This window comes from Paenibacillus donghaensis (assembly GCF_002192415.1).
Classification (GTDB): Bacteria; Bacillota; Bacilli; order Paenibacillales; family Paenibacillaceae; genus Paenibacillus_AQ; species Paenibacillus_AQ donghaensis.
On record NZ_CP021780.1, the window covers coordinates 735,283 to 759,132 of the forward strand.

Here is a 23,850-nt window from a genome sequence, read left to right on the forward strand (position 1 = left end):
TTACATACGGAGTTGCCTGGAAGCCCTATGCATCAGACTTTCTGACAACTCCACTACTCCATTCTTAAGTTCATCTTATATAGCGAACTTTTGACAAATAACAAAAAGAGTATTAATATATACTATATAAAGTATAGTTAATATAAAAATATAAGTTAAAATAAAGTATTGAAATAACATCTTGTCACAGGAGGCGAATAGCTATGGAACAATCCAATGCGATGAAACGGGATATTAGCGAAGTCAGAGAGGTTACATTAAGCCATGTGAGTCCTATCCATGCGGCCGGGCCGGTAATTGAGCCGGGAAATTGGGCAAAGAACGATCCTTTTCTACTAATGATGGAGGATCAGTTCCAGAAAGGTTCCTTCGACATCCATCCGCACCGCGGAATGGAGACCGTTACGTATGTAATTTCCGGACAGATTGAACATTATGACACTCATAGCGGTGAAGGCGGAGTGCTCGGGCCCGGGGATGTGCAGTGGATGACAGCAGGAAGCGGTGTGGAGCATAACGAGGTACCTTCAGAGGGAGTGACTGCTCATTCTCTGCAATTATGGGTCAATCTGCCGAAAGTGCATAAAATGACAAAGCCGCGTTATCAGAATTTAAAAAGTGAAGATATGCCTATACGGCAAGAAGAAGGGGCAACGATTAAGGTGTTTTCCGGTTCTTCCAGAGACGTGGTTGCACCCACTCAAAATTATGTGCCGGTTACTATGGTAGAGATGCTCATTGAACCAGGCTACACTGTAACGCAGGATTTACCCGGCAGTTATAATGGATTCATGTATGTTCTTGAAGGCAGCGGGACATTTGGCCAGAATAACGTTAAGGCTTCCAAAGGCCAGGTCTTAACTTTGGGCCAAGGCGGCAGCGGAGAGAGTGAAATTGAGGTTACCGCCATTCAGACATTGCGTGTACTGCTATACGCAGGTGAACCTATTCAAGAGCCGGTAGTTGCCCGAGGACCGTTCGTAATGAATACGGAAAGAGAAATTACGGAGGCCTTTAGTGAGTATCGGCAGGGAACTTTTTTGAAATAACAAGCGGGCCTTCCTTTAAAGGGAGGCCTATTTCAATTGCCAGGGGCAGACCGGGCTTTGAAGTTTCTAAAGGAACACGGGGAGAAAATGCTGGTGATTGATGCCAAGCAATTTGATTTAGCCGGCATAGACGAAGAAGTGAAGGGCTATATTGCCCCGCTGGTGATGAACCTTGTATTGCGTGTATACGCTGTTGAGCTATCTAAAGCTACCGGCCATCCATTGGAGCATAGACGTTATATGTTTAAGGTGCCTTATTAAGTTCAAATCAGCCGCTGATAAAGCTGTACCATGAGTCTTATAAGGTGAAGTGGTGAAAATAAAAAAAAGCAGCTTGTCTTCTATGGGCAAGCTGCTTTTTTTGCGCGTCCAGTATAGGGGCTATACCTGTCGTATATTTGATTGACTTTGACTTATACCATTGTGAGCTCCATAGTCCAAGGGCATAGAGAAGGTCAAACTTGGTGTGAAATCGTTAATATTACTGAGGGGATTTCTAAGCAGCCTAGTTATCGCTATCTACTTCCCGGTCCCCGAGCGTTTGTACGGGACGATTATCATGTGGGAAAATAGCTTCGAATTTGCCTATTTGATCCTCGGACCATTGAACCGGATTCTCCAGAACGATCCATTGTACCCCTTCGCTACACGGAGGAGTGGTGAGCGATCCTTGGTAGCGGAACGAATGAAGGTCTGCTGGAAGCAGTTTGTTCAAGTCGAAGGCACTCTCAATCGGAGTTTCTTGTTTGCTCTCCTCAGCTGGAAGCACGGACCAAAGCTTGTTCAACTCGGCATTTTCGGTGCCTTTGGTAATTAGTACACTCAGTACAGCAAGCGTGCCTTCTTCACTTTGATGTACGAAATGAAGTTCCATATCGGCATGTTTGCTATCCACCTCATGTTCGCTGGGCAGGTGGAAATGGAACTGCTGCAGTGTGTAGGTCTTCCCTTCAATGATGATAGGGTTGTCCTGATTCTTAAGGTTAACCTGGATCGTGTGGCCGTTGTTAATTATTGCAACCTGTGACGGTGTATACTCAACCTTGATAGGGGACAGGCTCTCATCATCCTTCACCTTCTCATGAAGAATATTAATCGGCGATTGAGCCGTACCGGTACTGCACGTTGTGAACAGTTTGTCGAGTTCAGCCCAGTGTTCCGGGGACGTTTCACCTTCGTAGGACCAATGCGCTTGATGAGCGATTCCGGTGGTCGTGGGCTCCTTTTTAGCTTCTGCCTCGTCGCTCTGTACATTGTTTCCACATCCAGCCATTACAGATAAAATCATGATAGAGATTAATATTCGAGATATCCTTTTGTTGATACTCATGTATCATCCTTCTTCCTTTTGGTTCGTAGTACATTTTATTAATATTGTAAATATTGGAAGAGAAAGCAACAAGTGAAAAAAGGCTCAATGTTCTCGAAATGGTTCTAATTGTCTAGGCAACACTTAGAGACCAGGGCGAATTGCTAAAACAGCGCTGTTGGATAATGGATAGAAGAAGGTATGAGACGAAGTTGGTTACCATAAAATTGAATATATGCTAAAGTGAATATATATATTTACCCAATTATGACGAAAAGATTGAAGGGGGGATATTTTATTCACTACCAATGCATTTTCAATTCAAAACAAAATCAGTGGGTTTTTGAAATGAGTAGGAATCGGCAATTTCTATAACTCCGAATACATTAAAGATTCCAATTATCCCGCAGATTTCATGAATCTTTAGGAGAAGATAATATACAAAATATGAAGTTAAGGATGTGTATAAATGAGACGTTCAATTAACCTTATAAATATCGTGCTTGTCATGATTATTCTTTATTTCCTGGCTGCCCTTATTGCAGGAGTAATCGGAATGAACTTTAGTTAATGTTTATGGAAGCTTCTATATAAGATAAAAACAGTTCTATATAAGATAAAAAAGTGGTACGAACGGACTGCATGTTTATTGAGCTCAAAACCGCCGAATCGAAGTGTGTTAGGAGCAAATAAGGGCCCCTCGAGTCCGTAACTCTCCGAAAGATGGGGTTATAGAACGTGAACTTAAGAATGTTACATACGGAGTTGCCAAGAAGCCCTATGAATCAGGCTTTCTGACAACTCCACAACTCCATTTTTAAGTTCATCTTATATAGCCGTGAACTAACGGTAGAATTTCTTGCCTGGACCTAAGTAGTAACTTGCTTCCTGCTTAAACCTGCATTTTTTGTTTACAGTTATGGGAGCTGCATATCTTAGACTACTGTCTGGTTCTGTGTATCTGTCCCAAGACTACAATAACCCCAGGCAGCGTATACTTGCTGCGTTGGGGTTATTGTTCAGAAGCTTCTCCATAATCATCACATCAATAAAAGCGCCCTCCATGATGCCCTGCCGCTCGAACACACCGACCTCGCGGTAGCCCATGCTGTGATACAAGCCTTGACCGGCTTGGTTGAAAGGGAAGGTAAACAAGACAATCTTGTGGAACTGGTGATTGCGGGCAGCTAGCGATCCGATCCTCAATTCCCTGATTATAGATGCGAAGGATGTCATCTATGTTTTCTGAAACAGCCGGGCGGACGGAAACTGCAGCCACAGGTACTCCTGCTGTCGTCTTGGCTATTTCTGTGCTTTGATTACTGCGGATACAATATATTGCTCCACATTAGCCCCCGGAACCCAATCTTTAATGAAGGATTTCGATTCATCCTTGGGTTCAATGCTGATCCCGGTAAATCCGCTCTCCTGCAGCATGGTGTGCAAGTCCGCAATGGATGAGGCCCCGGAGATGCATCCGGAGTACAGCTCATGAATGTCATTCTTGATCTCAGCAGGAAGTTCAGCGGTTGTAACAATATCCGAGATCGCTAGCCGTCCGCCGGGCTGGAGAACCCGGTAAGCTTCGCGGAACACCTGCGGCTTGTCAGGAGACAGGTTGATCACACAGTTGGAGATGATTACATTCACCGAATGGTCAGCTAGGGGCAGGTGCTCGATTTCGCCAAGGCGAAATTCCGTGTTCTCGAATCCTCCTTTAACCGCGTTTTGGCGGGCACGGCTGATCATTTCGGGCGTCATATCGACCCCGATGACATGCCCGTCCGTCCCTACCTGCCGGGAAGCGAGGAAACAGTCGAATCCGCCGCCGCTGCCAAGGTCCAGCACCTGCTCACCCGGCTGCAGCTCAGCAATGGCCTGGGGATTGCCGCAGCCAAGTCCCAGATTGGCTCCTTCTGGAGCTGCACTTAGATCTTCACTGGAGTAGCCGAGCTTGGCGGAAATCGCATCGAAATCCTCAGGGGTGTCACAGCAGCTATCTGCAGGGGTGCAGCAAGTGGAGGCGTCTGTTTGACGTACAGCAATCTGCTGGTAACGCCCGCGTACATTCTGGCGAATCTGGTCATTTGAAATTTGTGTCATGGTTTACAGCTCCTTTGGTTGTGTTCTGTGTTACTTATGCATATAACTTGTAATATGCAAGTATTAGATAAAGGGAAATCACCCGGTTACAGGTGCACAGCATTTGCTGGATTTCCCCATAGCTTCGTTAAATAGATGAATAGAACGAAGTAATGTTTCCTTCTCGAACTCACTCATATGCGAGAAGGCTTCATCCAGATACTCGTTCATCTGCTGATCAATCGTAGTTGCGATCATCTTTCCTTCGGGAGTAAGCGACAACGTGTACACTCTCCGGTCACTAGGATCCGGGGTCTTCTGTACAAGCTTCATCTTCATCAGGGACTGCACTTGACGGCTGAAGGTAGTGATATCAGTGCCAAGTGTCTCGGCTACCTGCTGCATGGATGGATTGTGCTGCCGGTCAATCTCATAGAGCAGATGGCTCTGGGTAGTGGTCAGATCACATCCGCCAACACTGCAGCAAGTCTTGTTCAGCAGTCCCAGCCGCCGGGTCATGATCTGTAATAATTCACGTGCGTTGTCCATATTGGTTCACCTCATGGATTAGTTATATCAGAATTACTTGCAATATGCAAGTTTTAGATAAGCCGTGTGCTTGTTACTACTTAGATCCCCTTTTCCCATGTGTTATTCGCTCAACCTCCCATCCAACACTACGGTAACAAGGAAGCTAAAGATTAACCAATGCAGGCCGTCGCCAGTAACCATCGCTTTTACATCAGATGATTAGCGGACCCAGGAGCCCCTATTTGCTGTAAAAAGGCTGTTTTACAGGGTTAACGGACTCAGCAGCCCCTATTCCAGCGAAAACCATCCGTTTTGGCCCTGTTTTGAGGATATAGCGGCTATACAGTCCACAAGACTTACAAACATCGCAGAAATGAGGAAATAGCGGCTATGCGGTCCGCTAGCAAGTGGATTAGGCTAAAAGTTCAAGTGGGGCCTTTCTTGATTTTAAATCCAATCAACTTTAGTATAAGTATATTATTATATATTATGGATTGGTGATCTTGAAAGGACTGTGCCTATGTTTAATCATGAGATGGCTGAGAAGCTGAAGCTGATTGGAGACAGAACCAGACTGACGCTGCTGGGGCTGCTTAAGGATAAAGAATGGTGTGTCTGCGATTTCGTGGAGATTCTCAATATCTCTCAGCCCGGGGTCAGCCAGCATCTGCGGAAGCTGAAGGCTCAAGGAATAGTGAAGGAAAGAAAAAAAGGCCAGTGGGTTTATTATTCCTTAAATGTCGAAGATAAACCTTATATTAAGGCCGTACTGGAGAAATTGCCGGATACCCAAACGTTGCTACAGCTGTTGAAAGAGGATTACAAGCAGGCGGATTGTGATTAATAGTTGCAAGGGAAGATGAGGGAATATAATACTTATATAAGTCGTTGATTATATAAGTGCATAGTTATATAATGATGAGGTGAAAGGGGATCTGGATATGAGCTTTGCTTTAGAAGATTTGGATGAGGTATCCCTGATGCTCAAGCTGTTGGGGGATAAGACCCGGTTAACCATAATGAAGCTGCTAGAGAAGCAGGAGTGCTGTGTGTGCGAATTAGTCGACATCTTCAAGACAAGTCAGCCGTCGGTCAGCCAGCACTTGCGGAAGCTGAAGGACGCCGGCTTGGTGAAGGAGAAGCGCAAGGGTCAATGGATCTTTTATTCCTTGAATCCGGACAGCAAGCAGAATGATCTGGTACAGAGCCTGATTGATCTTGTTCCTTCGCAGGATTATGAGCTGGAGGAGCTGGACAGACAAGGCCTTAGAATTTCATGTGATTGACCAAAGGAGTCTGGTTAGTGTGAATGATTCAAAGAAAAAGCTGTCGTTCCTGGACCGGTATCTTACGATCTGGATTTTTGCAGCGATGGGACTGGGAATTGTGCTTGGTTTCTATATTCCAGCCTTTGCCGACGGGTTGTCAGGCTTGCAGGTCGGCACGACCTCGATCCCGATTGCGGTGGGACTCATCCTGATGATGTACCCGCCGCTCGCCAAAGTGCAATACGAGAAGCTGGGCAGAGTGTTTAAGGACTGGAAAGTGCTGCTGCTGTCTCTGGTGCAGAACTGGATTATCGGTCCCATTCTGATGTTTGTGCTAGCCATTACGTTCCTGAGCGACATGCCGGAGTATATGATTGGTCTGATTATGATCGGATTGGCCCGCTGTATCGCGATGGTGCTGGTCTGGAGCGATTTGGCCAAAGGGGATCCCGAGTATACGGCCGGACTGGTGGCGTTCAACTCCATTTTTCAAATTGTATTCTATTCGATCTTCGCCTACTTCTTCGTGACGGTCTTGCCGGGCTGGTTCGGCGTGGAGGGTGCAATTGTAAACATCACCATGGGGCAGATTGCTGAAAGTGTGCTGATTTATTTGGGAATTCCGTTTGCTGCAGGCATCCTGACCCGGATTATTGCCCTCAAGACCAAAGGGTCCGCTTGGTTTGAGCAGGCGTTCCTGCCGAAGATCGGTCCGGTAACCCTGGTAGCGCTGTTGTTTACCATTGTTCTGATGTTCTCGCTGAAAGCGGAAATGATGGTTGAGCTGCCGATGGATGTTGTGCGGATCGCCATTCCATTATTTATTTATTTTGTGATCATGTTCTTTCTCTCCTTCTGGACCTCCAAAAAGGCGGGAGCCTCCTATCCGGTATCGGCTTCGCTGTCCTTCACGGCAGCCAGCAATAATTTCGAGTTGGCCATAGCTGTAGCAATTGGTGTGTTCGGACTGAATTCCGGTGCTGCCTTCGCAGCCGTGATCGGACCGCTTGTAGAGGTGCCTGTATTGATTGGGCTGGTCAATGTCTCGTTATGGTTGAGGAAGAAGTATTTCACTGTGCCGCTTGGTGTTCCTGCTACGGACAAGAAATAACAACAAATATGCTGATTGAGGAGAACGATAACTATGTCTGCCAAAACTCTCTATTTCCTATGTACCGGTAATTCCTGCCGCAGCCAGATGGCTGAAGGCTGGGCGAAGAAATACCTGGACGACAGCTGGAACGTCTACAGCGCAGGCATTGAAGCGCATGGACTGAACCCCAAAGCCGTTCAGGCCATGAATGAGGTAAGCATTGATATTTCGGGGCAGACCTCCGATATCATCGATCCGGAGCTGCTGAACCATGCAGATCTGGTAGTCACTCTCTGCGGTGACGCTGCCGATAAATGTCCGCTCACTCCACCCCAAGTGAAGCGTGAGCACTGGGGCTTCGACGATCCCGCCAAGGCACAGGGAACAGAGGAAGAGAAATGGGCCGTCTTCCAGCGGGTTCGTGACCAGGTGGGAGAACGCATCAAGCAATTTGCGGAAACCGGTGAATAGTTAACCCTGAGGCCGGGAGCGATCCAGGCTTCATTCAAGATGAGCAAGGGGCTGGACTAACTATAAGTGGCGGAAGCAGCAGCTGCTGCTAAGGCTGACAGGAGAGATACAATTATGGCAAATTATCACGCGCTTATCGAAGACAAGGTATATATCGGTGGTGAGAATGCGCTGCTTGAAGCGCTTCAGGAGCAGGAGATTACAGATGTGTTTGATCTGAGAGATACCGGAACACGGGCTGAAGGGTTCCCGGATGATGTGACCCGCCACCATTACCCGATTGTAGAGGACACAAGTGGTCAGGAGAACTCTGTACGAGCCGCCATTCAGGCCATTAAAGAGGCTGTGAATCAAGGGAAATCTGTGTACTTCCATTGTGCCGGGGGCCGCAACCGTACAGGTACTGTAGCTACAGGTGTGCTGCTGGAGCTGGGACTGGCCTCAACTGTGGAGGAAGCGGAAGAGCTGGCGAAACAGAAGCGTCCGGATATCAATATCAAGCAGGAGATGCGCGACGTATTGCACGGCTTTTATCCTGCGAAATAAACCCTATGCATAGCCGATCACGAGACTATTTCCTCATGGAGATAGTCTTTTTTTATTACTACTTAGGTCCCTCTGAGGATGTAGAATGCTACACTAGAGATTTCAGAGAAATTAGATGCAAAAGTGCATTTAATTTCAGCTGGAATTCCTGTTATTGGGCAAATAAGTGCGAATCTGCAACTATTTTCGAGTAAAACGATTGTTTAAGGCTCAGAATCCGAAATTAGATGCGTTTTCGCACTTATTTGCTCTAAAACAGAAAAAATCATCTAATTAGATGCAGATTCGCAACTAATTCGGTGGATTGGACTGATGTGGCGATCAGACTTTGATGCTCCTATCCTATTGGGTCCTAAGTAGTAACCTTTTTTGTTTTATTGTTGCATTATACAACAGTTGTATGATACATTATCGCTGTGGAGGGATACATGATGAAAAGAACAGGAATTCACAAGCCAACGATTGAGGATGCCGTTGAAATTAGCGGAATTGAAACTCTGCATCCGGGAGGATTCGAGCTTACGAAACGAACGGCAGAGATTGCCGGGCTTAAGCCAGGGTTGCGGGTGCTCGATGTATCGAGCGGAAGAGGGACACAGGCCATCTTTTATGCACAGAATTATGGGGTACACGTGACCGGGATAGATATTTCCCCGCAGATGATCCAATCGGCCACACAAGCTGCCGGACAAGCTGGCATGGCTGACCAAGTCTCTTTTCGGGCAGGAGACTCTCAGGCGTTGCCTTTTAACGAGGATACCTTTGATGTGGTAATCAATGAGTGTGCAGTCGGTATACCGGATGATTCCCAGCAGGTTCTTAATGAGATGGTGCGGGTTGTGAAGCCGGGTGGTGCCGTAGTCATCCACGAATCGATCTGGAAGAAGGAACTGACAACAGCCGAGAAGGAAGAGCTGGCAGAGCGGTACGGCACCACTCCGCTGGAGCTGCAGGAATGGAGTGGCATGCTGAAGACAGCAGGAGTTGTGAACATCACGGCAGAGCATGAAGAGTGGTCTAAACCGGAGAAGTTCTGGAAGGTAAGGAAAGACCGTGACGTAGCCCACCACTCCAAGTTGCTCACCTTGCCTGAACGACTGATTACGCTGAAACGGATTATGCAACTGCGTGGGATCAAAGGGGTGTTCAAGGCTATGGAGAATGAGAAGATTTTCTACCAGGCCGTTCTTGACGGGAAGATTGGCTACAGCCTGTACAAAGGGGTGAAACGTTCATGGAAACGGTAGAGCTATTGCAGAATCTGCTGAGGGTGCTGGACCGAAACATCGGTGCACTGGAGAAGACACAGCTCGCTTGCTGCGGAGTAACAATTGGACAATGCCATGCGGTGATGGAAATCGGGCTGGCGAATGAAATCTCACTGATAGATTTGGCCAAGGTCCTCAATCTGGATAAGAGCACGATGAGTAGAACCGTAAATAATCTGGTAACCGATGAGTGGGTGGAACGGATTACAGACCCGGAGAACAGACGTTATGTGAAGCTTAAGCTGTCGCTGAAGGGTGAGGCGCTTCATCAGCAGATCAATGCGGTAATGAATTCTTATTTCGGCAGCGTTATGAACGATATTCCGGAAGACAAGCGGGAGCAGGTTGCAGAGAGCCTTGGGCTGCTCATCCATGCACTGAATAAGAACAACTGCTGCTAAAGACGATTGATGGAGATAGAAGGGATGAATTCTGATGTCGAAGATTCTGGATACCGTGGTTATCGGAGGGGGCAGGCGGGTCTTGCCTCCAGATATCAATATCAAGCAGGAGATGCGCGACATATTGCACGGCTTTTATCCTGCGAAATAAACCATATGCATTGACGAATATATACAAAAGCAGCCCTAAGGGCTGCTTCATCTTATATTATGAGGTTGTTTCAACAGCACTGTCCTCGGCTTCGTTAATAAACACCTCAACCCTGCGGACGCGTTGCTTGCTCATCTCGCGGATGGTGAAGGTAGCCTGGTCACGGACGAAGCTTTTGCCTACAGCAGGATCGGCGACTTGGCTGAACAGCCATCCCCCAATGGAGGTTACCTCTTCATCCTCTAAGATCAGGCCCGTGGTCTGGCTGATGTCAGCCAGCGAAACATTGCCATCGAACAGATAGTGCAGATTGCTCAGCTGCTCTATTTTTCTACGTTCATCCCCATCGAATTCGTCACGGATGTCCCCGACGATCTCTTCCAGAATATCTTCTATGGTTACAAGTCCAGATGTACCGCCGTACTCATCAAGCAAGAGGGCAATATGCACACGCTCCAGTTGCATGCGGGTCAGCAGCGTCTTCACGGGTGTGACCTCGGATACGGTCAGAACAGGCTGGATCAAGCTTTTATAATCAAAGTCGGAATTATTATCATACTGCAAGTACAACTGCTTGGTATTAATCATCCCCACGATATTATCCTTGTTGCCGTCAGCTACAGGGAAGCGGGTATATTGCTCTTTACGAATAATGGCTAGATTCTCTTGTAAGGATAAATTATTGTAGAGACAGACCATATCGGTTCTGGGTACCATAATTTCTTTGGCAAGCATCTCATCAAAAGCAAAAATACGGTTGACGTAGCCATATTCGGCGGTATTGATCTTGCCGTTCTCATAGCTCTCGGACAGGATCAGACGAATCTCGTCTTCACTATGGGCATCGCCATGCTCACTGGCAGGCTTCATGCCGAACATCCGAACGAGCATGTTGGCGGATCCGTTCATGGCCCAGATCAACGGGTACAGAATTTTGTAGAACCATATAATCAGTGGAGCAGTAATTTGACTGACTTTTTCCGGAATGTTTATAGCTGCAGTCTTAGGAGCAAGCTCGCCGACTACTACATGCAGAAAGGTTGCAATAAAGAATGCGAGTGCAAACGCCAAAGGATGGCTGATACTCGGACTAAGCTTAGTCCATTCGAATATCGGCAGCAGCAGCTGCTCAAAGGCCGGCTCTGCCAGTGCCCCGATCCCGAGTGCGGTAATGGTTATCCCGAGCTGGCAAGCGGACAGATAGCCGTCCAGATTCGCTGCAACCCGTTGTACTGCCAAGGCGTTCTTCTTGCCCTCAATAACCATCTGGCTCACTTGGCTGCCACGTATTCTTACCACTGCAAATTCCGTTGCTACAAAAAAAGCGGTTAAAACAATCAAAATTGCCACCAACGTTAAACTAAGTCCTATACCCATTTAATTTTTACCATCCCTTTCGGTTCTTAAAATGTAGAAACTCTCATTTTGAGTTCCTAAGAACTAATTATATGAACTTATCGATTAAATATCAAATGGGAGGTGCTGGACCAGCCCTGCCCGCGTATTGCAGAGCCGGGGAATCGAGTCCGGGCAGAGCTAGAGATTATGGGGGGATGAACGCTCCGCCGGATGATAAGAACAGTATCCCGCTACTCCTCACTGTTGCCCAGCAGCAGCATTTCATCGTAATTAATCGGCTGCAGCAGCTCATAAACCAGTTTCTCCGAAATCTGCTCGGATTCCCCGAGCTCCTGGATCAGATCGCGTTTGAATTGGATGCTCTGCAGCTGCAAGTTCTTCAGTTGTTGCTCATAGATATCTCTGTCGGCCGTAACAGCATCATCCTGCTGATTCTTCTGGCTGTAGTACTTCAGCAGCACCAGGACTTCAGGACGGTTGGCGTCTGTAGCCGCAAGCCGGAGGGCTTCCGCTGCGGCTGCTTGCAGCACGCCTTCGACCTGGTGCAGCTCATTAATCAAGTCTGCGGCTTTCTGTGAACGTTTGTACATCTCGGACCCGGGAGCTGCTTGTTCAAACACCTTGAGCCTCTGCTTGAAGCGGTTTAATTTGAATCTGTTCCACAATCTGCGAAACGTAGAACGGACGCTGTACAGCTCCTGCGGCTGGTGGAAGATAGGGAACAGAATCTCAAGCTGCGGAGAGAGCAGTCCCTCGTGGATCATCTGCTGGAGTTTCTTTTTCTCCGCATCACGGGCAATGTTCTGCAGATGTTTCAGCGTAGTGCTGGAATAGCGCAGAATCCGGCCGGTCTTGATGTACCGCAGCTGTTCCTCCAGATCGGCAAGCACTTTGACCAGAGCAGGCGTCGGGCCGGATGCGGAGGTTCTCAGGAACTGGCTCGTGCGGTTGATAATCAAGGTGTTTGCAGCCTCCGAGGATAACGTCGTCTCTACTACGGTGCGCTCCTCTGGATTCCTGCTGATTAGCGGAAGAATGACCGTCGCAAAGATCAGGCTTAACAGAATAACGCCGGAGGCAATGAACAGAATGGTATCTCTCAGCGGGAAGGGGCTGCCATTCGGTAGTTGATAGGGAATGGACAAGGCTGTTGCCAGGGTAATGGTTCCGTGAATCCCGCAGGTGGCGGCCAAAAAAGCATAACGGCTCCGCGAGGTCTGTTTCACGTCCAAGCGGTTATTTACGCTGTTATGGCCTATGTCCTCTCCTGCTTCATGCGTTACAAAGTTTCTGTGCAGCAGATAAACCCACACATAACGGATGATGAACAGGCAGGCCGTAATCACCAGGGTTAATCCAAGCGCCATGCCAAGCGTAACTTCCTTGCTGGCAAGCAGCCCCTGAAGCACATCGGGGAGCAGAAAACCAAGCAGCACGAAGACCAGACCGTTCAGGATATAGCTGAGGACGGACCAGGTGGTCATGGAGGTGAGCTGGATTTTGGTGGAAGTCTGCTTCAGCCGGTCACGTTCAATCCCGTGGATAATCCCGGCAGCGACTACAGCGAGGATACCGGATACGTGCAGCTCTTCAGCCAGGATATAAATAACGAATGGCGTAATTAACTGGATAGCAACCAGGGAGTTTACTTCTTCGAAGCCCAGCTGTCTTAACGTCAGCCGCAGCCTTACGAAGCCGAAACCAAGCAGCAGCCCCGCCACGAACCCGCCAACGGATACAAACACGAAGTTAAGCGCAGCCGACTCCACGGAAAAGACACTGGTTAGCACTACAGCCAGCGCGACCTTAAACGAAACGATCCCTGCCGCATCATTAAGCAGCGACTCGCCTTCCAGAATGGCCATCAGACCTTTGGGCAATTTGAGTCCTCTCGTAATCGACTTCACAGCAACAGCATCTGTAGGCGACAGCACCGCCGCTAAAGCAAAAGCAGCCGCCAGCGGCAGCGAAGGAAGCAGCAGGTGGATGAAATAACCCAGTCCGATCACCGTTATAATGACCAGTCCGATAGCCAGCAGAATGATCGGCTTGCGGTAGGACCATAACTCCTTGCGCGAGGTCACGCGGGCATCTCCGAACAGGAGCGGGGCGATCAGGCAGATCATAAAGACCTCCGGCTCAAATTCGAGCGAGATATGTAAAGGCAGCCAGGAGGCCAACGCTCCCAATATGATTTGAAAGAGTGCCAGTGGAATTCTGGTAAACTTTTTGCTTAGCACGGTAGAAATTACAATAACGAATACCAACATCAGAAAGGAAATAATAAACTCCATAGAATACCTGCTCTCTTTATATAGTAGAAAAATCTGCTCCAGGCAAAACTTGTGATCGCATAATTATATCCCAAAAAGGGTGGAGAACATACCCTGGCTTGGCGAGGCAAGCCGTTCTACTTCAAGGGCTTCGGCAAACATGAGGACAGTGATATTAGGGGCAAGGAGCTGGATCATGCGGTCAATGTGAAGGACTTCAACCTGCTGAAATGGGTGAACGCGAATTCCTTCCGCACCTCCCATTACCCATATGCCGAGAGAGTTGCTGGAGTTGGCCGACCGGGAGGGGATTGTCGTCATTGGCGAGGTGCCTGCGGTGGGATCCACCTTCTTCAACTATAAGGACAAGGTATATACGCCGGAGCAGGCCAACGACGAGACGCTTGCCCATCATCTGGATGTGTTGACCGAGGAGTACCAGAGTGAGCTGCGGACACGTTATCATCGGGTGTTCGTAGGTGGGGATAGATGGGTGAATATCCGGCAGGCAAATAGAAGATTTCGATAACCGGCAAGGCTCCGCAAGAGGAAGGCTGCCGATTTGTGTGTGTGCAGTCCGAAATAACCTAATCGGTCAGAGTAAGCTGGAACGAGCGCAAGCGGATGATTGCGTCATGCCTAACGGGAAATTCCTGCAATAGTACATCTTTTTGAGCCGACGGGGGAAGCGTGTGCCAAAAGCCTGGAAATGTGCATCTTTTTAGAGTAAAATCCGGCTTGAATCAGTAATAGTGAGTAAATACCTGCACTTTTGCATCAATTTGCTCATAGATGCTCGAAATCGCTATAATACCTGCACTTTTGCAGGTTTTCGTCAGCGGCGCCCTGAGAAACGTCAACTCCACCCACAGAAAGCCAGCTGCACCCGTAGAAACGTCAGCGGCACCCGCAGAAAGTGAGCGGCACCCGTGCAAACGTACGGCGCCCTGAGAAACGTCAGCTCCACCCACAGAAAGCCAGCTGTACCCGCAGAAACGTCAGCGGCACCCGCAGAAAGTGAGCAGTGCCCCCGCTAAGCCAGCAATGCCTGTTAACAGTCAGCCGCCGCGCAAACCTCAGCTGCGCGGAAGCTTGCTGCCGTATTGTGCCCGCAACTGCTGCAGCTTGTCCAGCTTACGCAGGCTGGCATCCTTGCGGGCAACTCCGATGCCCAGAATCAGATTCTCAATAATATAGGTAGGACCCACCATCGAATGAAACTCCCATACCTCCCCCCTCCCGGCATACAGCACAATATCGGCATCCTGAGAACGCGGGAATACCAGTCTGTCGGTAATCAGGATCACCTGATAGCCGGCCTCCTGAGCCTGGTCCAGAATCACCTCCGTTTCCGGCAGCAGCTGAACGAATCCGAAGATCAGCACCACATCCTTTTTGCCGGCATGCATCAGAGTCTCCAGCAGCTCATGCCCGCTCGCAGCCATCCGCTTCAGATCCAGACCGAACCGGGCCAGCCGGTAGCTCAGCAATTCTGCCAGTCCGCTGCAGGGTCCGGGACTATGCACGTAGATATACCTGGCCGCAATCAGGGTATCAACGGAACGCTGCAGCAGCTCATCGGTAAGATACCGCTGCGTTTCCTCCAGATGATGCGAGCAGATATCAAGCAGCGTCAACGGCAGAGAGGTTCCGCCGGTCCGCTGCATGGCATCGCGCATTTTAACGGAAGGGGTGGATTCGAAGCGGAAGCGCAGCTGGCTTTTGAAATCCTTGGCATGCTTGTAACCAGCGGCCTTCCAGAAGCGGGAGACCGAGGCGATGCTCAGCTTCAGTTCGTCTGCGATTTCCTGCTCGGTCATGTAGAGGACGCGCTGCTCATTTTTGGGGATGAAATCGGCAATGATCCGTTGGTTGGGGGAGAAGGCGCGCTGCCGCCATTCTTTATACATCTGCTGTTTCCTCCTCTGTTAATGAAGCAAGTAAGCCAACTATAGCCCGCGAACATCTTGTAAATATTATTACAGCGTTAAAAATAATGAAAAAATCATTACACCCACTTAACAGACGGTCAAATCTGTGCTGACATCGCCTCTCTATAATGAAGATAAATTCCTGTAGGGAGGTTATTAGTTCATGAAACCAGTAATGCAGCGGTACACACTGACCCAGTCGCAAAAAATGATGATTTTTGTGTTGTCGATGTCATTGTACGGTTTGTCCAACATGTTTACGGAGCTGATCCCGAGCGTTCAGCTGGGACCGCTGGAGCTGTCCGTTGAATACTTTGCATTTATTCCGTTAACCTTGTGCATGCTGTTCCATCCGCTATATGCGGCTGTGGGTGCGGCGGTCGGTGAGATTATCTTCGGGGAGCTGATGCTGGGGCAATTCGGCGGACTGGGCGAGCTGGAGAAATTTATCACCTTCTCGCTGGCGATGTATACAGCAGGACGGATGGTGACAGACCCAAAGAACCGCAGGCAGGTAGGCGTGGCGGCGATGACGGGCGTGATCATTCACCAGTTCCTGAGCTCGGTTGTCGATATTGTCAAGGTGTGGGTAGGGGTAGAGGAGCTGGAGGCGGTACAGGGGCTGGCTGAGAGTATCGTGCTGATTGAAGGCGTAGGATTCCTCAACGATGTGCTGTTCTCCGGGATATTGTTCGCGCTGCTGCCGACGCTGTATCTGGTGCCAAGATTATATGGCAAAATCGAACCGCTGCTAGGCATGAAGCCGCGTGAACGGAATATGAGCTATGCGAGCGGGGCCTGGCTGTCGCCAAGGCTGGTAATCAGCGGTGTGATTCTGGCCGGAGTCGCTCTAGGAGCGGAGCTATTGTCAGAATCCGGCTGGAGCATCGGCGAGTTCGAGCTGCCTTGGGCAGAGTCGAACGAAGAGAACCTGATCTGGCTTAGCATGCTGGCAGCAGCCGTTGTCGCAGCACTGGTGATTATTGCCTTGCTGCGGCGCGCATCGCGCAGGCGGCAGGAAGCGGGAGCCGCCGATGCCTAACCCGATTCTGGAGCTGAAGGAAGTAACGTTTACGTATCCGGGGTCTGAGCAGCCTGTGTTAAGCGGGGCTTCTCTAAGGATTGCTGCTGGCACGTTCACGGCGGTAATCGGCAGCAACGGCTCAGGCAAGTCTACGCTATGCAAATGCTTCAACGGATTAATTCCGCATTACTACAGCGGGGATTTCAGCGGAGAAGTGATCGCTCATGGACGCCGAGCGGCAGGCCGGAGCGTCTCGGAGCTGTCCAGAGCGATGGGGTATGTCTATCAGGATTTCGAGAACCAGCTGGTGCGGCCGACGGTGATGGACGATGTCTCGTATACGCCTCTGAATTACGGTTATCCCGATTACAAGGAGCGTGGGGAACGGGCGCTTGCCCTGACCGGACTAAGCAGCCTCCGCAAGGAATTCATCTGGCAGCTGAGCGGCGGGCAAAAGCATCTGCTCGCCCTCGCCGGTGCACTTGCTATGGACCCGGACATTCTAGTAATCGACGAGCCGGTCGCCCAGCTCGATCCGCAGCATGCCCGGCAGATCTACGAGATTCTGCGCCGCTTGAATGAAGATCATGGCAAGACGATTATTGTGATTGAGCATCACGCAGAATTTATAGCCGATTACTGCAGCGATGTCGTGCTGATGGATCAGGGTCGCGTCCGCTGGCAGAAGCCGGTCCGTGAGGCGATGTCCGCAGTCGACGAACTGTTGGAGCTGGGCATCTATCCGCCTGCCGTGACGCAGGCGGCCTGGCGGCTTCAGCCGGGGCCGCGCTCCGGCCTGCTGTATCCACTGAATCCGGACGAAGGGCTGGACTGGTTCAGCAGCCGGGCGTTTGCAGCTAAGCCAGGTGCTAAGTCTGGTGCTCAGCCAGCTGTTAAGCTTGCGGCTCAGTCTGCTGGTCAGCCAGCTGCACGGCCAGCAGTCCAGGCCGCTGCACAGTCAGCAGCCCAGCCAGCTGCACAGTCTGCCGCACAGTCTGCCGCTCAGTCTGCTGCTCTGCCAGCTGCTCGAACTATTGCACATACTGTTCCAACGGACGCGGCTGCCGGCATGACAATCCCCGACTCCGGTTCTGCAGCTGCTGCGCTTCAGCCATCGCATTATTTAATGAAAGAAGAGGTTGTGCGGATGGAGGAGGTTAAGCTGTCCTACCGTACGATTCATAGAACACAGCATCAGGTGCTGAACGGGATCGGGCTTACGCTGCGGCATGGGGAATCCGTGGCGCTGATCGGCAATAACGGTGCAGGCAAATCATCGCTCATGAAGCTGATTGCGGGTATTGTGCAGCCCACAGCCGGCAGGATTGCGCTCAAAGGGCTGAATGTGGGCGGCCTGCCGCCAGAGCGGCTCTCCGGGACAGCGGCCTATGTCTTTCAGAACCCGGAGGAGATGTTCATCGCAGACTCCGTACGCGGAGAAATCGCCTACTATCTGAAAGCACGGCGGCTTCCTGATGCAGAGGAGCGGACCCAAGCTATGCTGGCGGCGTTCCGGCTCGGCGAGCTGGCGGAGCGGGATGCCCGGCTGCTGAGCGGAGGCCAGCAGCGCCGGGTGTCGCTGGCCATTGGTGCAGCCGTACGGCCTGCGGTCATGCTGCTGGATGAGCCGACGGCGAACCTCGACATCTCCACCAAGCAGGAGATGGTCCAGGTGCTGGACACGCTGCGCAGCCATGTAGAGACGGTGGTGATTGCCACGCATGATATGCAGCTGGTTGCCGAATGGGCCAGCCGGATCATCGTGATGCATGAAGGCCGGATTATCGCAGACGGCAGTGCAGAGGAAATCTTCGCGGACAGCCAGCTGCTGCGGCGGGCAGGGCTGGCCCAGACCCAATTGATGGAGCTGGGCGTTAAGCTGGGCTTTCCGCAACTCTGTTCCACGCTGGATGAATTTATACAACACGTTTCACTGCAGACAGAGGAGTTGATTCCAAGTGGAAGCTGTTAAGCGGGCGCTGAACCGGATTTCTGTCGAACAGATCAAGCTGGAGCTGCTGGGCACCGCTTATAACAGCAGCAGCACTTTTCTGGGCAGACTGGACCCCCGGACTTTACTTTTGTGGTATTTATTTTTTGCCATCGTACCTTGGTTTGTCCACAACCGTACACTGCTTGCCGGGATGTTTGTCCTGATGGTGGTAACCACAGTACTCTCACGGGTAAGCCCGTATATCCTGTTTATTCTCTGTTTGGGTCTAGTCAGCCAGGTAGGCTGGATGCTGCTGTTGTCGCTGTTCTTCGGGGGCGGCGCGGAATCGCTGCTGCCGATGCTGACTCTGACGCTGAAGCTGTCCGTCATCTCGCTGGCGAGCATTACGGTGTTCTCCAGTCTGGACCCGGAGCGGCTGAGCGATGGACTGTCCTCGCTGGGGGTGCCGGACGCTTTTGCCTTCAGTTTGTCCTATGGCTATCGCATTCTGCCTACACTGCTGGAGGAATTCCACCAGATTCTGCTGTCGTTCCGGCTGAGGGGGCAGCGGCCGCTGCGGCACGGGCTGCTCTACTGGAGAACAGTAAGCTATTACCTGCGGATTATTGTGCTAGTCTTCTATCCTCTGATGCTGAACACGGCCAAACGCTCGCGCACCACCGTAGAAGCGCTGGAGACCCGTGGCTTCAGTTACGGCCTGAACAATCCTAAGGTGAAGAAGCTTAAGCTATCCTATCTGGCCTTCAAACCGGTGGATTGGTATTTCCTGTCAGGCTCCGTGCTATATATAGCCCTGCTGTTCTGGATCAGTAATCTGTATCCCAATCTGCTCTACTAACCGGCGAAGTCCAAAAGGAGACGAAACTACTCATGTATATTGATCTGCACACCCACGGCAAGCTGTCCAAAAAATCCGCCTTCTCCCCCGCTTATTTCGCGGAAATGATGTCTGAAGCCTCTGCAAACGGACTGGACGCTTTAGCGTTGACCGAGCATTTTAACACCGCCAATTTCTACGCTTTATATGAAGCACTGGATCAGCTCTATCCCTTCAACGGGCATAGCTATGAGGCAGACGGTCTGCGGATCTTCCCGGGCATGGAGGTTGATATTGCCGAGAACGGCCATATTCTGCTGATTGGTCTGCGGGAGAATATTCTTGCCGCCAGAGCGTTATTGAATGAGCATACGGCTGAAGGCCACTTTATTCCGTTCAGAGAGCTGCTGGATATTGCAGACGCCCATGATCTGTGGAAAATAGGAGCGCACCCCTTCCGCGCCTCCACGCCGCTGCACCATCTGGACCCGGAGCTGCTGCAGCGCCTGGATGCCTTCGACTTTAATGCTAAGGATATTTATATGCAGGGAGTAGAGGCTTACCGGGAGCTGATTATGCCGTTTGCCCGCAAGCTGGGCGTTCCCGTGATTGCCGGCAGTGACAGCCATCAATGTCTGCAATACGGCAGCGTGGTTAACCGGCTGGAGGATTCCTGTTCGACGGTGGCAGAGCTGAAAGCCGCGATTGCGGGCGGCCGTTATGAGATTGAAATCTCACCGGCTCTGCCAGTGAAAGTCAAGGCCTCAGTAATGATGAAAAAGCTGCTGAAGCAGCTGCTCGGCGAAGCGCCCTCACGGGAGGAAGCGCAGACAGTAGTCTAATCCTTGCAACATAAATGACCCCGCATCGCCGTTTATCCGGCAATACGGGGTTTATTTCTGTTGTTTATGGCAAACTACACTGGATTATCTGCTGAATGGCTCATCGGCTGTGCTGAGTCTGCCGGAGGGCAGCAGTGTACTGTACGCTGAACTGATCTGGTCGGGCAGCTATGATACGGGCGGCACGAGTGTGCTCGCCAACATTAGCGATCCGATCCTGCTCACAACGCCTACCGGCACCTTCACGGTAGCCCCTGATCCTGCAACAGCGGTCAATACGGCGCCGCAGGCAGCACATTTGTCAGCCTTGCAGTAAGCGGAGCCGTGCCGGGAGGCGCGGGAGCGCTCTTCAGTCTGGCACCCGGACCGGTACATGGGTCCGTAAGACTGAACGGGGATGGTACATTCGTCTATACGCCGTATGCCGGATTCGTGGGCACCGACAGCTTCACCATCCGATACACAAAAGAGGATGGCAGTATCATCCTATACAACATCACAATGCTTGTATCGCCAAAGGATCCTGCCAGCAGCTTAGGCATCTCCATGCAGACGGAAGAGAATCAGACGCTGACCGGCAACCTGAATGCCTTGGGCTTTGGCGGTATAACCGCAGCTCAGGTGGTGCGGGAGCCTAGAAATAGTCAGCTTGTGCTGAACGCCGACGGTACGTTCACCCTGGTGCCTGATCCAGACTTCAGCGGGCAGAACCAGTTCACGCTTGCGGTGACGGATCAGGCGGGCAACACCTTTACCGTTGTCGGGGATGTTGCCGTATTGCCTGCCGGTGAGGAGTAGCTCAGAGGTTAGATGAACACCCGCAGACGGGAGGTCTGCGGGTGTTTTTTTCGTAATTCCAGATTATCGGGCCTCTGAGCAGCATCACTGAGGAATGAAATATAGCGATCCTACAGGTGGAATTTATACAGGATGGTAGCCGGTTCAACGTGTTATGTTAGAGAAATCCATGATGTTTCAGGAAATGCTCCGATTCTTCAAGCGTTCTCTGGTAAGGCACATTGTCATGTGAACCATAGTTAAAGAACCCGTGCCCCATGCCTGCAAAAGTAGATATTGTTGACTCATTGCCAACCAACCGCATATGTTCCGTGAATGTCTGTATGGTGGCGTGGGGGATATTGGCATCCTCTGTGCCGTGAAAAAACAGGCTTGGTGGCAGTCCGCCTTGCACATGTAACAGCGGAGAGGCGGTGGCCAGGTTGGCGGCCTCCAATGGGAAGAGGGGAAGCAGCGCTTCTGCGTCCACCCCGCCGTTAAAAATAACCAGCGCATCCGGCACACAACTGACGGCCAGGTCGTCAGTGGCGTTGCTGAAGCCTGGAACCATTGCACAGCACAGACTCAGATAACCTCCGGCCGACGCGCCGGCCAGGGCGATTTTGTCAGGATTGACCTGCAGGACAGAGGCATTGGAGCGAACCCAGCGAACGGCTGATTTGGCATGGCTCAGGCTCTCTAGGGGGGAGAACAATCCTTCCCTGGAAGGAGGCCGGTACTCTACACAGATCGCCACGAACCTTAAGGAAGCGAAGTGGGCGGCATGGTGCTGGAACTGTTCCGGCCGCTTCTTATGCGTAGTAAACCCGGCTCCGTGAAAAAATAAAATCGCTGGCCTGCCCTGTCTGGCCATACTGCCTGGACTGCACGGACTAGCTTCACCGGCTTCACTGAACGCGCTGGGTGTACTGGCAGTACTGACTTCACTGGCTTCACTGACTTCACGCCCACTTGCAAGTTCTGCCGGCCCGCCGACGATAAACAGCCTGAGCGGCTCCTGCCCGCCTATCGTCGTTGCATAAACCTGTTCTTGTACTGGGTAATCAAACATGTTCTCCACGCCTCCTATGTAGGTTGATAGCCAGACGTTGCATTTGCACATCGTACATTGCTCAATGCTCAATGCTTAATGCTTAATGCTCAATGCTCAATGCTCAATGCTTAATGCTCAATGCTCGTTGTGCCTTTCTGTGACTTTGCGCGCCCATCCTATATTACCAACATCGTGCCTGCGTCTGACTGGACTAACCGTAACTAGCTCTAACTAAGTCTATCTAATGTAACTAGCTGTAACTAAATATAACTTCATGTAACTTCATGTAACTTCATGTAACTTCATGAGACTGTCTGTGACTAACTAAGGTTATCTACACTCAATATGATTTGGTACGCCAGCTATGGCTAACTATGGTTACTAATTCTGCCAGAATGCTGCCGTTTCCTGCTTAGTGTGAAGGGGGTTGACACCAGCTGGGACCGGCTCTATACTTTGACCAAATAGGACGAAGCACGTCCCGTATCCCGCTGGTGGGGTACGGGATTTTTTGTGTTTCTGGATGAACTAGGAGGATGAATGAATGGTATTTGCCGAGGAGCATGAACGCTGGTTGACACATCATATGGACCGGAGGATGGGCGAACGTCGAAGCCGGCTGGAGCGTGGACATGGGCATGGGGAGCGGATGTTTCTGGAACGGGTCTGGTGGCCGATGTTTGGACAGCTGGATCATTTGCATCCCGAATATGAGGTGGCCGACTGGCGCGGCAGACCGTATTTTGTTGATTTTGTCTGGAAGCCGGGTGAGGTGAAGTATGCGATTGAGGTTAAGGGCTACGGCCCGCATGTGCAGGACATGGATCGTGTGCGTTACCGTCAGGAGCTAAACCGTGAGATCTATCTGCAAATTGCGGGTTACCGCGTGGTATCTATTGCTTATGATGATTTGGAGAGTAACTCTGCCCTTCTGATGACTTTGCTCAAATCGCTGTTTATGCCGCATCTGGCTATATCGCGTCCGGGTGTGGATGGTGGCTATACTCGTTTGGAGCTGGATATTCTGCAGCTGGCCATCCGGACAGACGGGTATATCCGGCCTGTGGATTTGGTGCGGGGGCTGGGGGTAGATGCTCGTACGGTAAATAAATGTATGAAATCTCTCTGTCAAAAAGGTAAATTTAAACCGCTAGCTACCAAGGGGAATTACAAGGTGCACCGTTATGAATACATTCCTTCATTCACAGACACACGGTTGTGGTAAATTAGCTTGAAGCAGGTGAGCGGGAAGAAAATAAGGGATATATCCCATAAATTTTCACCTGTAGTAGGCAAATGAGAAGAAAATAAGGGATATATCCCATAAATTTCACCTGTAGCGGGTGAATGAGAAGAAAATAAGGGATATATCCCATAAATTTAGCCTGTAGTAGGCAAATGAGAAGAAAATAAGGGATATATCCCATAAAATTCGACTGATTCGGGTGAGTGAGGAGAAGCTAAGGGCAAAAACCATAGTTACTTTAGATGATAGAATCATAGCAGCCTTGAGAACATTAAGCACCAGTAGGTGGAAGCACATTACGCCTCTACGTCAATTTGTCTCACTGATATGGTTTGTATAATCGGGAAATGTACGACGAGCGTCGTTATATAGATATTTAGGGATTGGGGTTTTGCAGCACATGG

Annotated in this window: 22 protein-coding genes and 3 pseudogenes; 17 read left to right on the forward strand and 8 right to left on the reverse strand. The window is 50.4% G+C overall.

The window, feature by feature from the left end:
* Positions 1–203 precede the first annotated feature (203 nt).
* Together B9T62_RS02930 and B9T62_RS02935 are read left to right on the forward strand one after the other, a co-directional pair.
* Positions 204–1,049 (forward strand): pirin family protein, encoded by an 846-nt coding sequence (locus B9T62_RS02930; protein ID WP_087913891.1) that lies wholly within the window; start codon positions 204–206, stop codon positions 1,047–1,049.
* Between the two features lie 57 nt (positions 1,050–1,106).
* Positions 1,107–1,310, forward strand: a complete 204-nt coding sequence (locus B9T62_RS02935; protein WP_245864324.1) for a hypothetical protein — start codon at positions 1,107–1,109, stop codon at positions 1,308–1,310.
* Between the two features lie 244 nt (positions 1,311–1,554).
* On the opposite strand, the gene B9T62_RS02940 is transcribed toward B9T62_RS02935, so the two are convergent.
* The 4 genes and pseudogenes from B9T62_RS02940 to B9T62_RS02955 all read right to left on the reverse strand — a co-directional run bounded on the left by B9T62_RS02940 (position 1,555) and on the right by B9T62_RS02955 (position 4,989).
* Entirely contained in the window at positions 1,555–2,379 is an 825-nt protein-coding gene (locus B9T62_RS02940) for a carbonic anhydrase (protein WP_087913892.1), read from the reverse strand.
* Positions 2,380–3,330: 951 nt separating this feature from the next.
* Positions 3,331–3,528: pseudogene (locus tag B9T62_RS02945) on the reverse strand (N-acetyltransferase family protein); the annotation flags it as partial.
* Between the two features lie 132 nt (positions 3,529–3,660).
* On the reverse strand, positions 3,661–4,461 hold the full coding sequence (locus tag B9T62_RS02950) for an arsenite methyltransferase (RefSeq protein WP_087913893.1): 801 nt from the start codon (positions 4,459–4,461) through the stop codon (positions 3,661–3,663).
* A 78-nt stretch (positions 4,462–4,539) separates the two neighbouring features.
* Positions 4,540–4,989, reverse strand: coding sequence for a MarR family winged helix-turn-helix transcriptional regulator (locus B9T62_RS02955; protein WP_087913894.1), 450 nt, complete (start codon positions 4,987–4,989; stop codon positions 4,540–4,542).
* A gap of 502 nt (positions 4,990–5,491) precedes the next feature.
* On the opposite strand from B9T62_RS02955, the gene B9T62_RS02960 reads away from it, so the two are divergent.
* From B9T62_RS02960 to B9T62_RS02990, 7 genes are all read left to right on the forward strand, one after another.
* On the forward strand, positions 5,492–5,815 hold the full coding sequence (locus tag B9T62_RS02960) for an ArsR/SmtB family transcription factor (protein WP_087913895.1): 324 nt from the start codon (positions 5,492–5,494) through the stop codon (positions 5,813–5,815).
* Positions 5,816–5,912: 97 nt separating this feature from the next.
* Entirely contained in the window at positions 5,913–6,257 is a 345-nt protein-coding gene (locus B9T62_RS02965) for an ArsR/SmtB family transcription factor (protein WP_087913896.1), read from the forward strand.
* Positions 6,258–6,276: 19 nt separating this feature from the next.
* On the forward strand, positions 6,277–7,350 hold the full coding sequence (gene arsB, locus B9T62_RS02970) for an ACR3 family arsenite efflux transporter (RefSeq protein WP_281257682.1): 1,074 nt from the start codon (positions 6,277–6,279) through the stop codon (positions 7,348–7,350).
* Positions 7,351–7,383: 33 nt separating this feature from the next.
* Positions 7,384–7,803, forward strand: coding sequence for an arsenate reductase (thioredoxin) (arsC, locus tag B9T62_RS02975; RefSeq protein ID WP_087913898.1), 420 nt, complete (start codon positions 7,384–7,386; stop codon positions 7,801–7,803).
* 114 nt (positions 7,804–7,917) lie between these two features.
* On the forward strand, positions 7,918–8,349 hold the full coding sequence (locus B9T62_RS02980; protein WP_087913899.1) for a protein-tyrosine phosphatase family protein: 432 nt from the start codon (positions 7,918–7,920) through the stop codon (positions 8,347–8,349).
* A 428-nt stretch (positions 8,350–8,777) separates the two neighbouring features.
* Complete coding sequence (locus B9T62_RS02985) at positions 8,778–9,596, forward strand: class I SAM-dependent methyltransferase (protein ID WP_087913900.1); 819 nt, start codon at positions 8,778–8,780, stop codon at positions 9,594–9,596.
* Positions 9,584–10,018 carry a MarR family winged helix-turn-helix transcriptional regulator gene (locus tag B9T62_RS02990; protein ID WP_087913901.1) on the forward strand — a complete coding sequence of 145 codons (435 nt, stop codon included), beginning with the start codon at positions 9,584–9,586 and terminating at the stop codon, positions 10,016–10,018. Before B9T62_RS02985 ends, B9T62_RS02990 begins: the two co-directional genes overlap by 13 nt.
* Positions 10,019–10,226: 208 nt before the next feature.
* Here B9T62_RS02990 and B9T62_RS02995 read toward each other — a convergent pair whose 3' ends face one another.
* Positions 10,227–11,546 (reverse strand): hemolysin family protein, encoded by a 1,320-nt coding sequence (locus B9T62_RS02995; protein WP_087913902.1) that lies wholly within the window; start codon positions 11,544–11,546, stop codon positions 10,227–10,229.
* A gap of 212 nt (positions 11,547–11,758) precedes the next feature.
* Complete coding sequence (locus B9T62_RS03000; protein WP_087913903.1) at positions 11,759–13,822, reverse strand: Na+/H+ antiporter; 2,064 nt, start codon at positions 13,820–13,822, stop codon at positions 11,759–11,761.
* 105 nt (positions 13,823–13,927) lie between these two features.
* Here B9T62_RS03000 and B9T62_RS03005 point away from each other — a divergent pair.
* Positions 13,928–14,234 (forward strand): annotated as a pseudogene (locus B9T62_RS03005) (glycoside hydrolase family 2 TIM barrel-domain containing protein); the annotation flags it as partial.
* Positions 14,235–14,877: 643 nt separating this feature from the next.
* On the opposite strand, the gene B9T62_RS03010 reads toward B9T62_RS03005, so the two are convergent.
* Positions 14,878–15,711, reverse strand: a complete 834-nt coding sequence (locus tag B9T62_RS03010; RefSeq protein ID WP_087913904.1) for a MurR/RpiR family transcriptional regulator — start codon at positions 15,709–15,711, stop codon at positions 14,878–14,880.
* A 184-nt stretch (positions 15,712–15,895) separates the two neighbouring features.
* Between B9T62_RS03010 and B9T62_RS03015 the strand changes: the two genes are divergently transcribed.
* The 6 genes and pseudogenes from B9T62_RS03015 to B9T62_RS03040 all read left to right on the forward strand — a co-directional run bounded on the left by B9T62_RS03015 (position 15,896) and on the right by B9T62_RS03040 (position 21,167).
* On the forward strand, positions 15,896–16,774 hold the full coding sequence (locus tag B9T62_RS03015; protein ID WP_087913905.1) for a DUF8171 family membrane protein: 879 nt from the start codon (positions 15,896–15,898) through the stop codon (positions 16,772–16,774).
* A complete protein-coding gene (locus tag B9T62_RS03020; RefSeq protein ID WP_087913906.1) occupies positions 16,767–18,728 on the forward strand; it encodes an ABC transporter ATP-binding protein in 1,962 nt (653 codons plus the stop codon). Before B9T62_RS03015 ends, B9T62_RS03020 begins: the two co-directional genes overlap by 8 nt.
* Positions 18,715–19,548: an energy-coupling factor transporter transmembrane component T family protein gene (locus tag B9T62_RS03025; protein WP_087913907.1), complete on the forward strand. Its 834-nt coding sequence runs from the start codon at positions 18,715–18,717 to the stop codon at positions 19,546–19,548. Before B9T62_RS03020 ends, B9T62_RS03025 begins: the two co-directional genes overlap by 14 nt.
* A 32-nt stretch (positions 19,549–19,580) precedes the next feature.
* Entirely contained in the window at positions 19,581–20,369 is a 789-nt protein-coding gene (locus B9T62_RS03030; RefSeq protein ID WP_087913908.1) for a PHP domain-containing protein, read from the forward strand.
* Positions 20,370–20,442: 73 nt separating this feature from the next.
* Positions 20,443–20,640 (forward strand): annotated as a pseudogene (locus tag B9T62_RS03035) (hypothetical protein); the annotation flags it as partial.
* A 53-nt stretch (positions 20,641–20,693) separates the two neighbouring features.
* Positions 20,694–21,167 (forward strand): Ig-like domain-containing protein, encoded by a 474-nt coding sequence (locus tag B9T62_RS03040; protein WP_087913910.1) that lies wholly within the window; start codon positions 20,694–20,696, stop codon positions 21,165–21,167.
* Positions 21,168–21,324: 157 nt separating this feature from the next.
* Here the strand turns inward: B9T62_RS03040 and B9T62_RS03045 are convergent, their stop codons facing one another.
* Positions 21,325–22,218 carry an alpha/beta hydrolase gene (locus B9T62_RS03045; protein ID WP_169834318.1) on the reverse strand — a complete coding sequence of 298 codons (894 nt, stop codon included), beginning with the start codon at positions 22,216–22,218 and terminating at the stop codon, positions 21,325–21,327.
* A gap of 526 nt (positions 22,219–22,744) precedes the next feature.
* On the opposite strand from B9T62_RS03045, the gene B9T62_RS03050 reads away from it, so the two are divergent.
* Positions 22,745–23,425, forward strand: coding sequence for a hypothetical protein (locus B9T62_RS03050; RefSeq protein WP_087913912.1), 681 nt, complete (start codon positions 22,745–22,747; stop codon positions 23,423–23,425).
* Positions 23,426–23,850: the final 425 nt, after the last annotated feature.

Excerpts from the sequence above, each read along its gene's own strand:
- B9T62_RS02955 (WP_087913894.1), bottom strand. The coding sequence starts at position 4,989 with ATGGACAACGCACGTGAATTATTACAGATCATGACCCGGCGGCTGGGA.
- B9T62_RS02930 (WP_087913891.1), top strand. The coding sequence starts at position 204 with ATGGAACAATCCAATGCGATGAAACGGGATATTAGCGAAGTCAGAGAG.
- B9T62_RS02995 (WP_087913902.1), bottom strand. The coding sequence starts at position 11,546 with ATGGGTATAGGACTTAGTTTAACGTTGGTGGCAATTTTGATTGTTTTA.
- B9T62_RS03000 (WP_087913903.1), bottom strand. The coding sequence starts at position 13,822 with ATGGAGTTTATTATTTCCTTTCTGATGTTGGTATTCGTTATTGTAATT.
- B9T62_RS02940 (WP_087913892.1), bottom strand. The coding sequence starts at position 2,379 with ATGAGTATCAACAAAAGGATATCTCGAATATTAATCTCTATCATGATT.
- B9T62_RS03010 (WP_087913904.1), bottom strand. The coding sequence starts at position 15,711 with ATGTATAAAGAATGGCGGCAGCGCGCCTTCTCCCCCAACCAACGGATC.
- B9T62_RS03045 (WP_169834318.1), bottom strand. The coding sequence starts at position 22,218 with ATGTTTGATTACCCAGTACAAGAACAGGTTTATGCAACGACGATAGGC.
- B9T62_RS02990 (WP_087913901.1), top strand. The coding sequence starts at position 9,584 with ATGGAAACGGTAGAGCTATTGCAGAATCTGCTGAGGGTGCTGGACCGA.
- B9T62_RS02960 (WP_087913895.1), top strand. The coding sequence starts at position 5,492 with ATGTTTAATCATGAGATGGCTGAGAAGCTGAAGCTGATTGGAGACAGA.
- B9T62_RS03050 (WP_087913912.1), top strand. The coding sequence starts at position 22,745 with ATGGTATTTGCCGAGGAGCATGAACGCTGGTTGACACATCATATGGAC.
- B9T62_RS03015 (WP_087913905.1), top strand. The coding sequence starts at position 15,896 with ATGAAACCAGTAATGCAGCGGTACACACTGACCCAGTCGCAAAAAATG.
- B9T62_RS02950 (WP_087913893.1), bottom strand. The coding sequence starts at position 4,461 with ATGACACAAATTTCAAATGACCAGATTCGCCAGAATGTACGCGGGCGT.
- arsC (WP_087913898.1), top strand. The coding sequence starts at position 7,384 with ATGTCTGCCAAAACTCTCTATTTCCTATGTACCGGTAATTCCTGCCGC.
- B9T62_RS03030 (WP_087913908.1), top strand. The coding sequence starts at position 19,581 with ATGTATATTGATCTGCACACCCACGGCAAGCTGTCCAAAAAATCCGCC.
- B9T62_RS02985 (WP_087913900.1), top strand. The coding sequence starts at position 8,778 with ATGATGAAAAGAACAGGAATTCACAAGCCAACGATTGAGGATGCCGTT.
- B9T62_RS02965 (WP_087913896.1), top strand. The coding sequence starts at position 5,913 with ATGAGCTTTGCTTTAGAAGATTTGGATGAGGTATCCCTGATGCTCAAG.
- B9T62_RS02980 (WP_087913899.1), top strand. The coding sequence starts at position 7,918 with ATGGCAAATTATCACGCGCTTATCGAAGACAAGGTATATATCGGTGGT.
- B9T62_RS03020 (WP_087913906.1), top strand. The coding sequence starts at position 16,767 with ATGCCTAACCCGATTCTGGAGCTGAAGGAAGTAACGTTTACGTATCCG.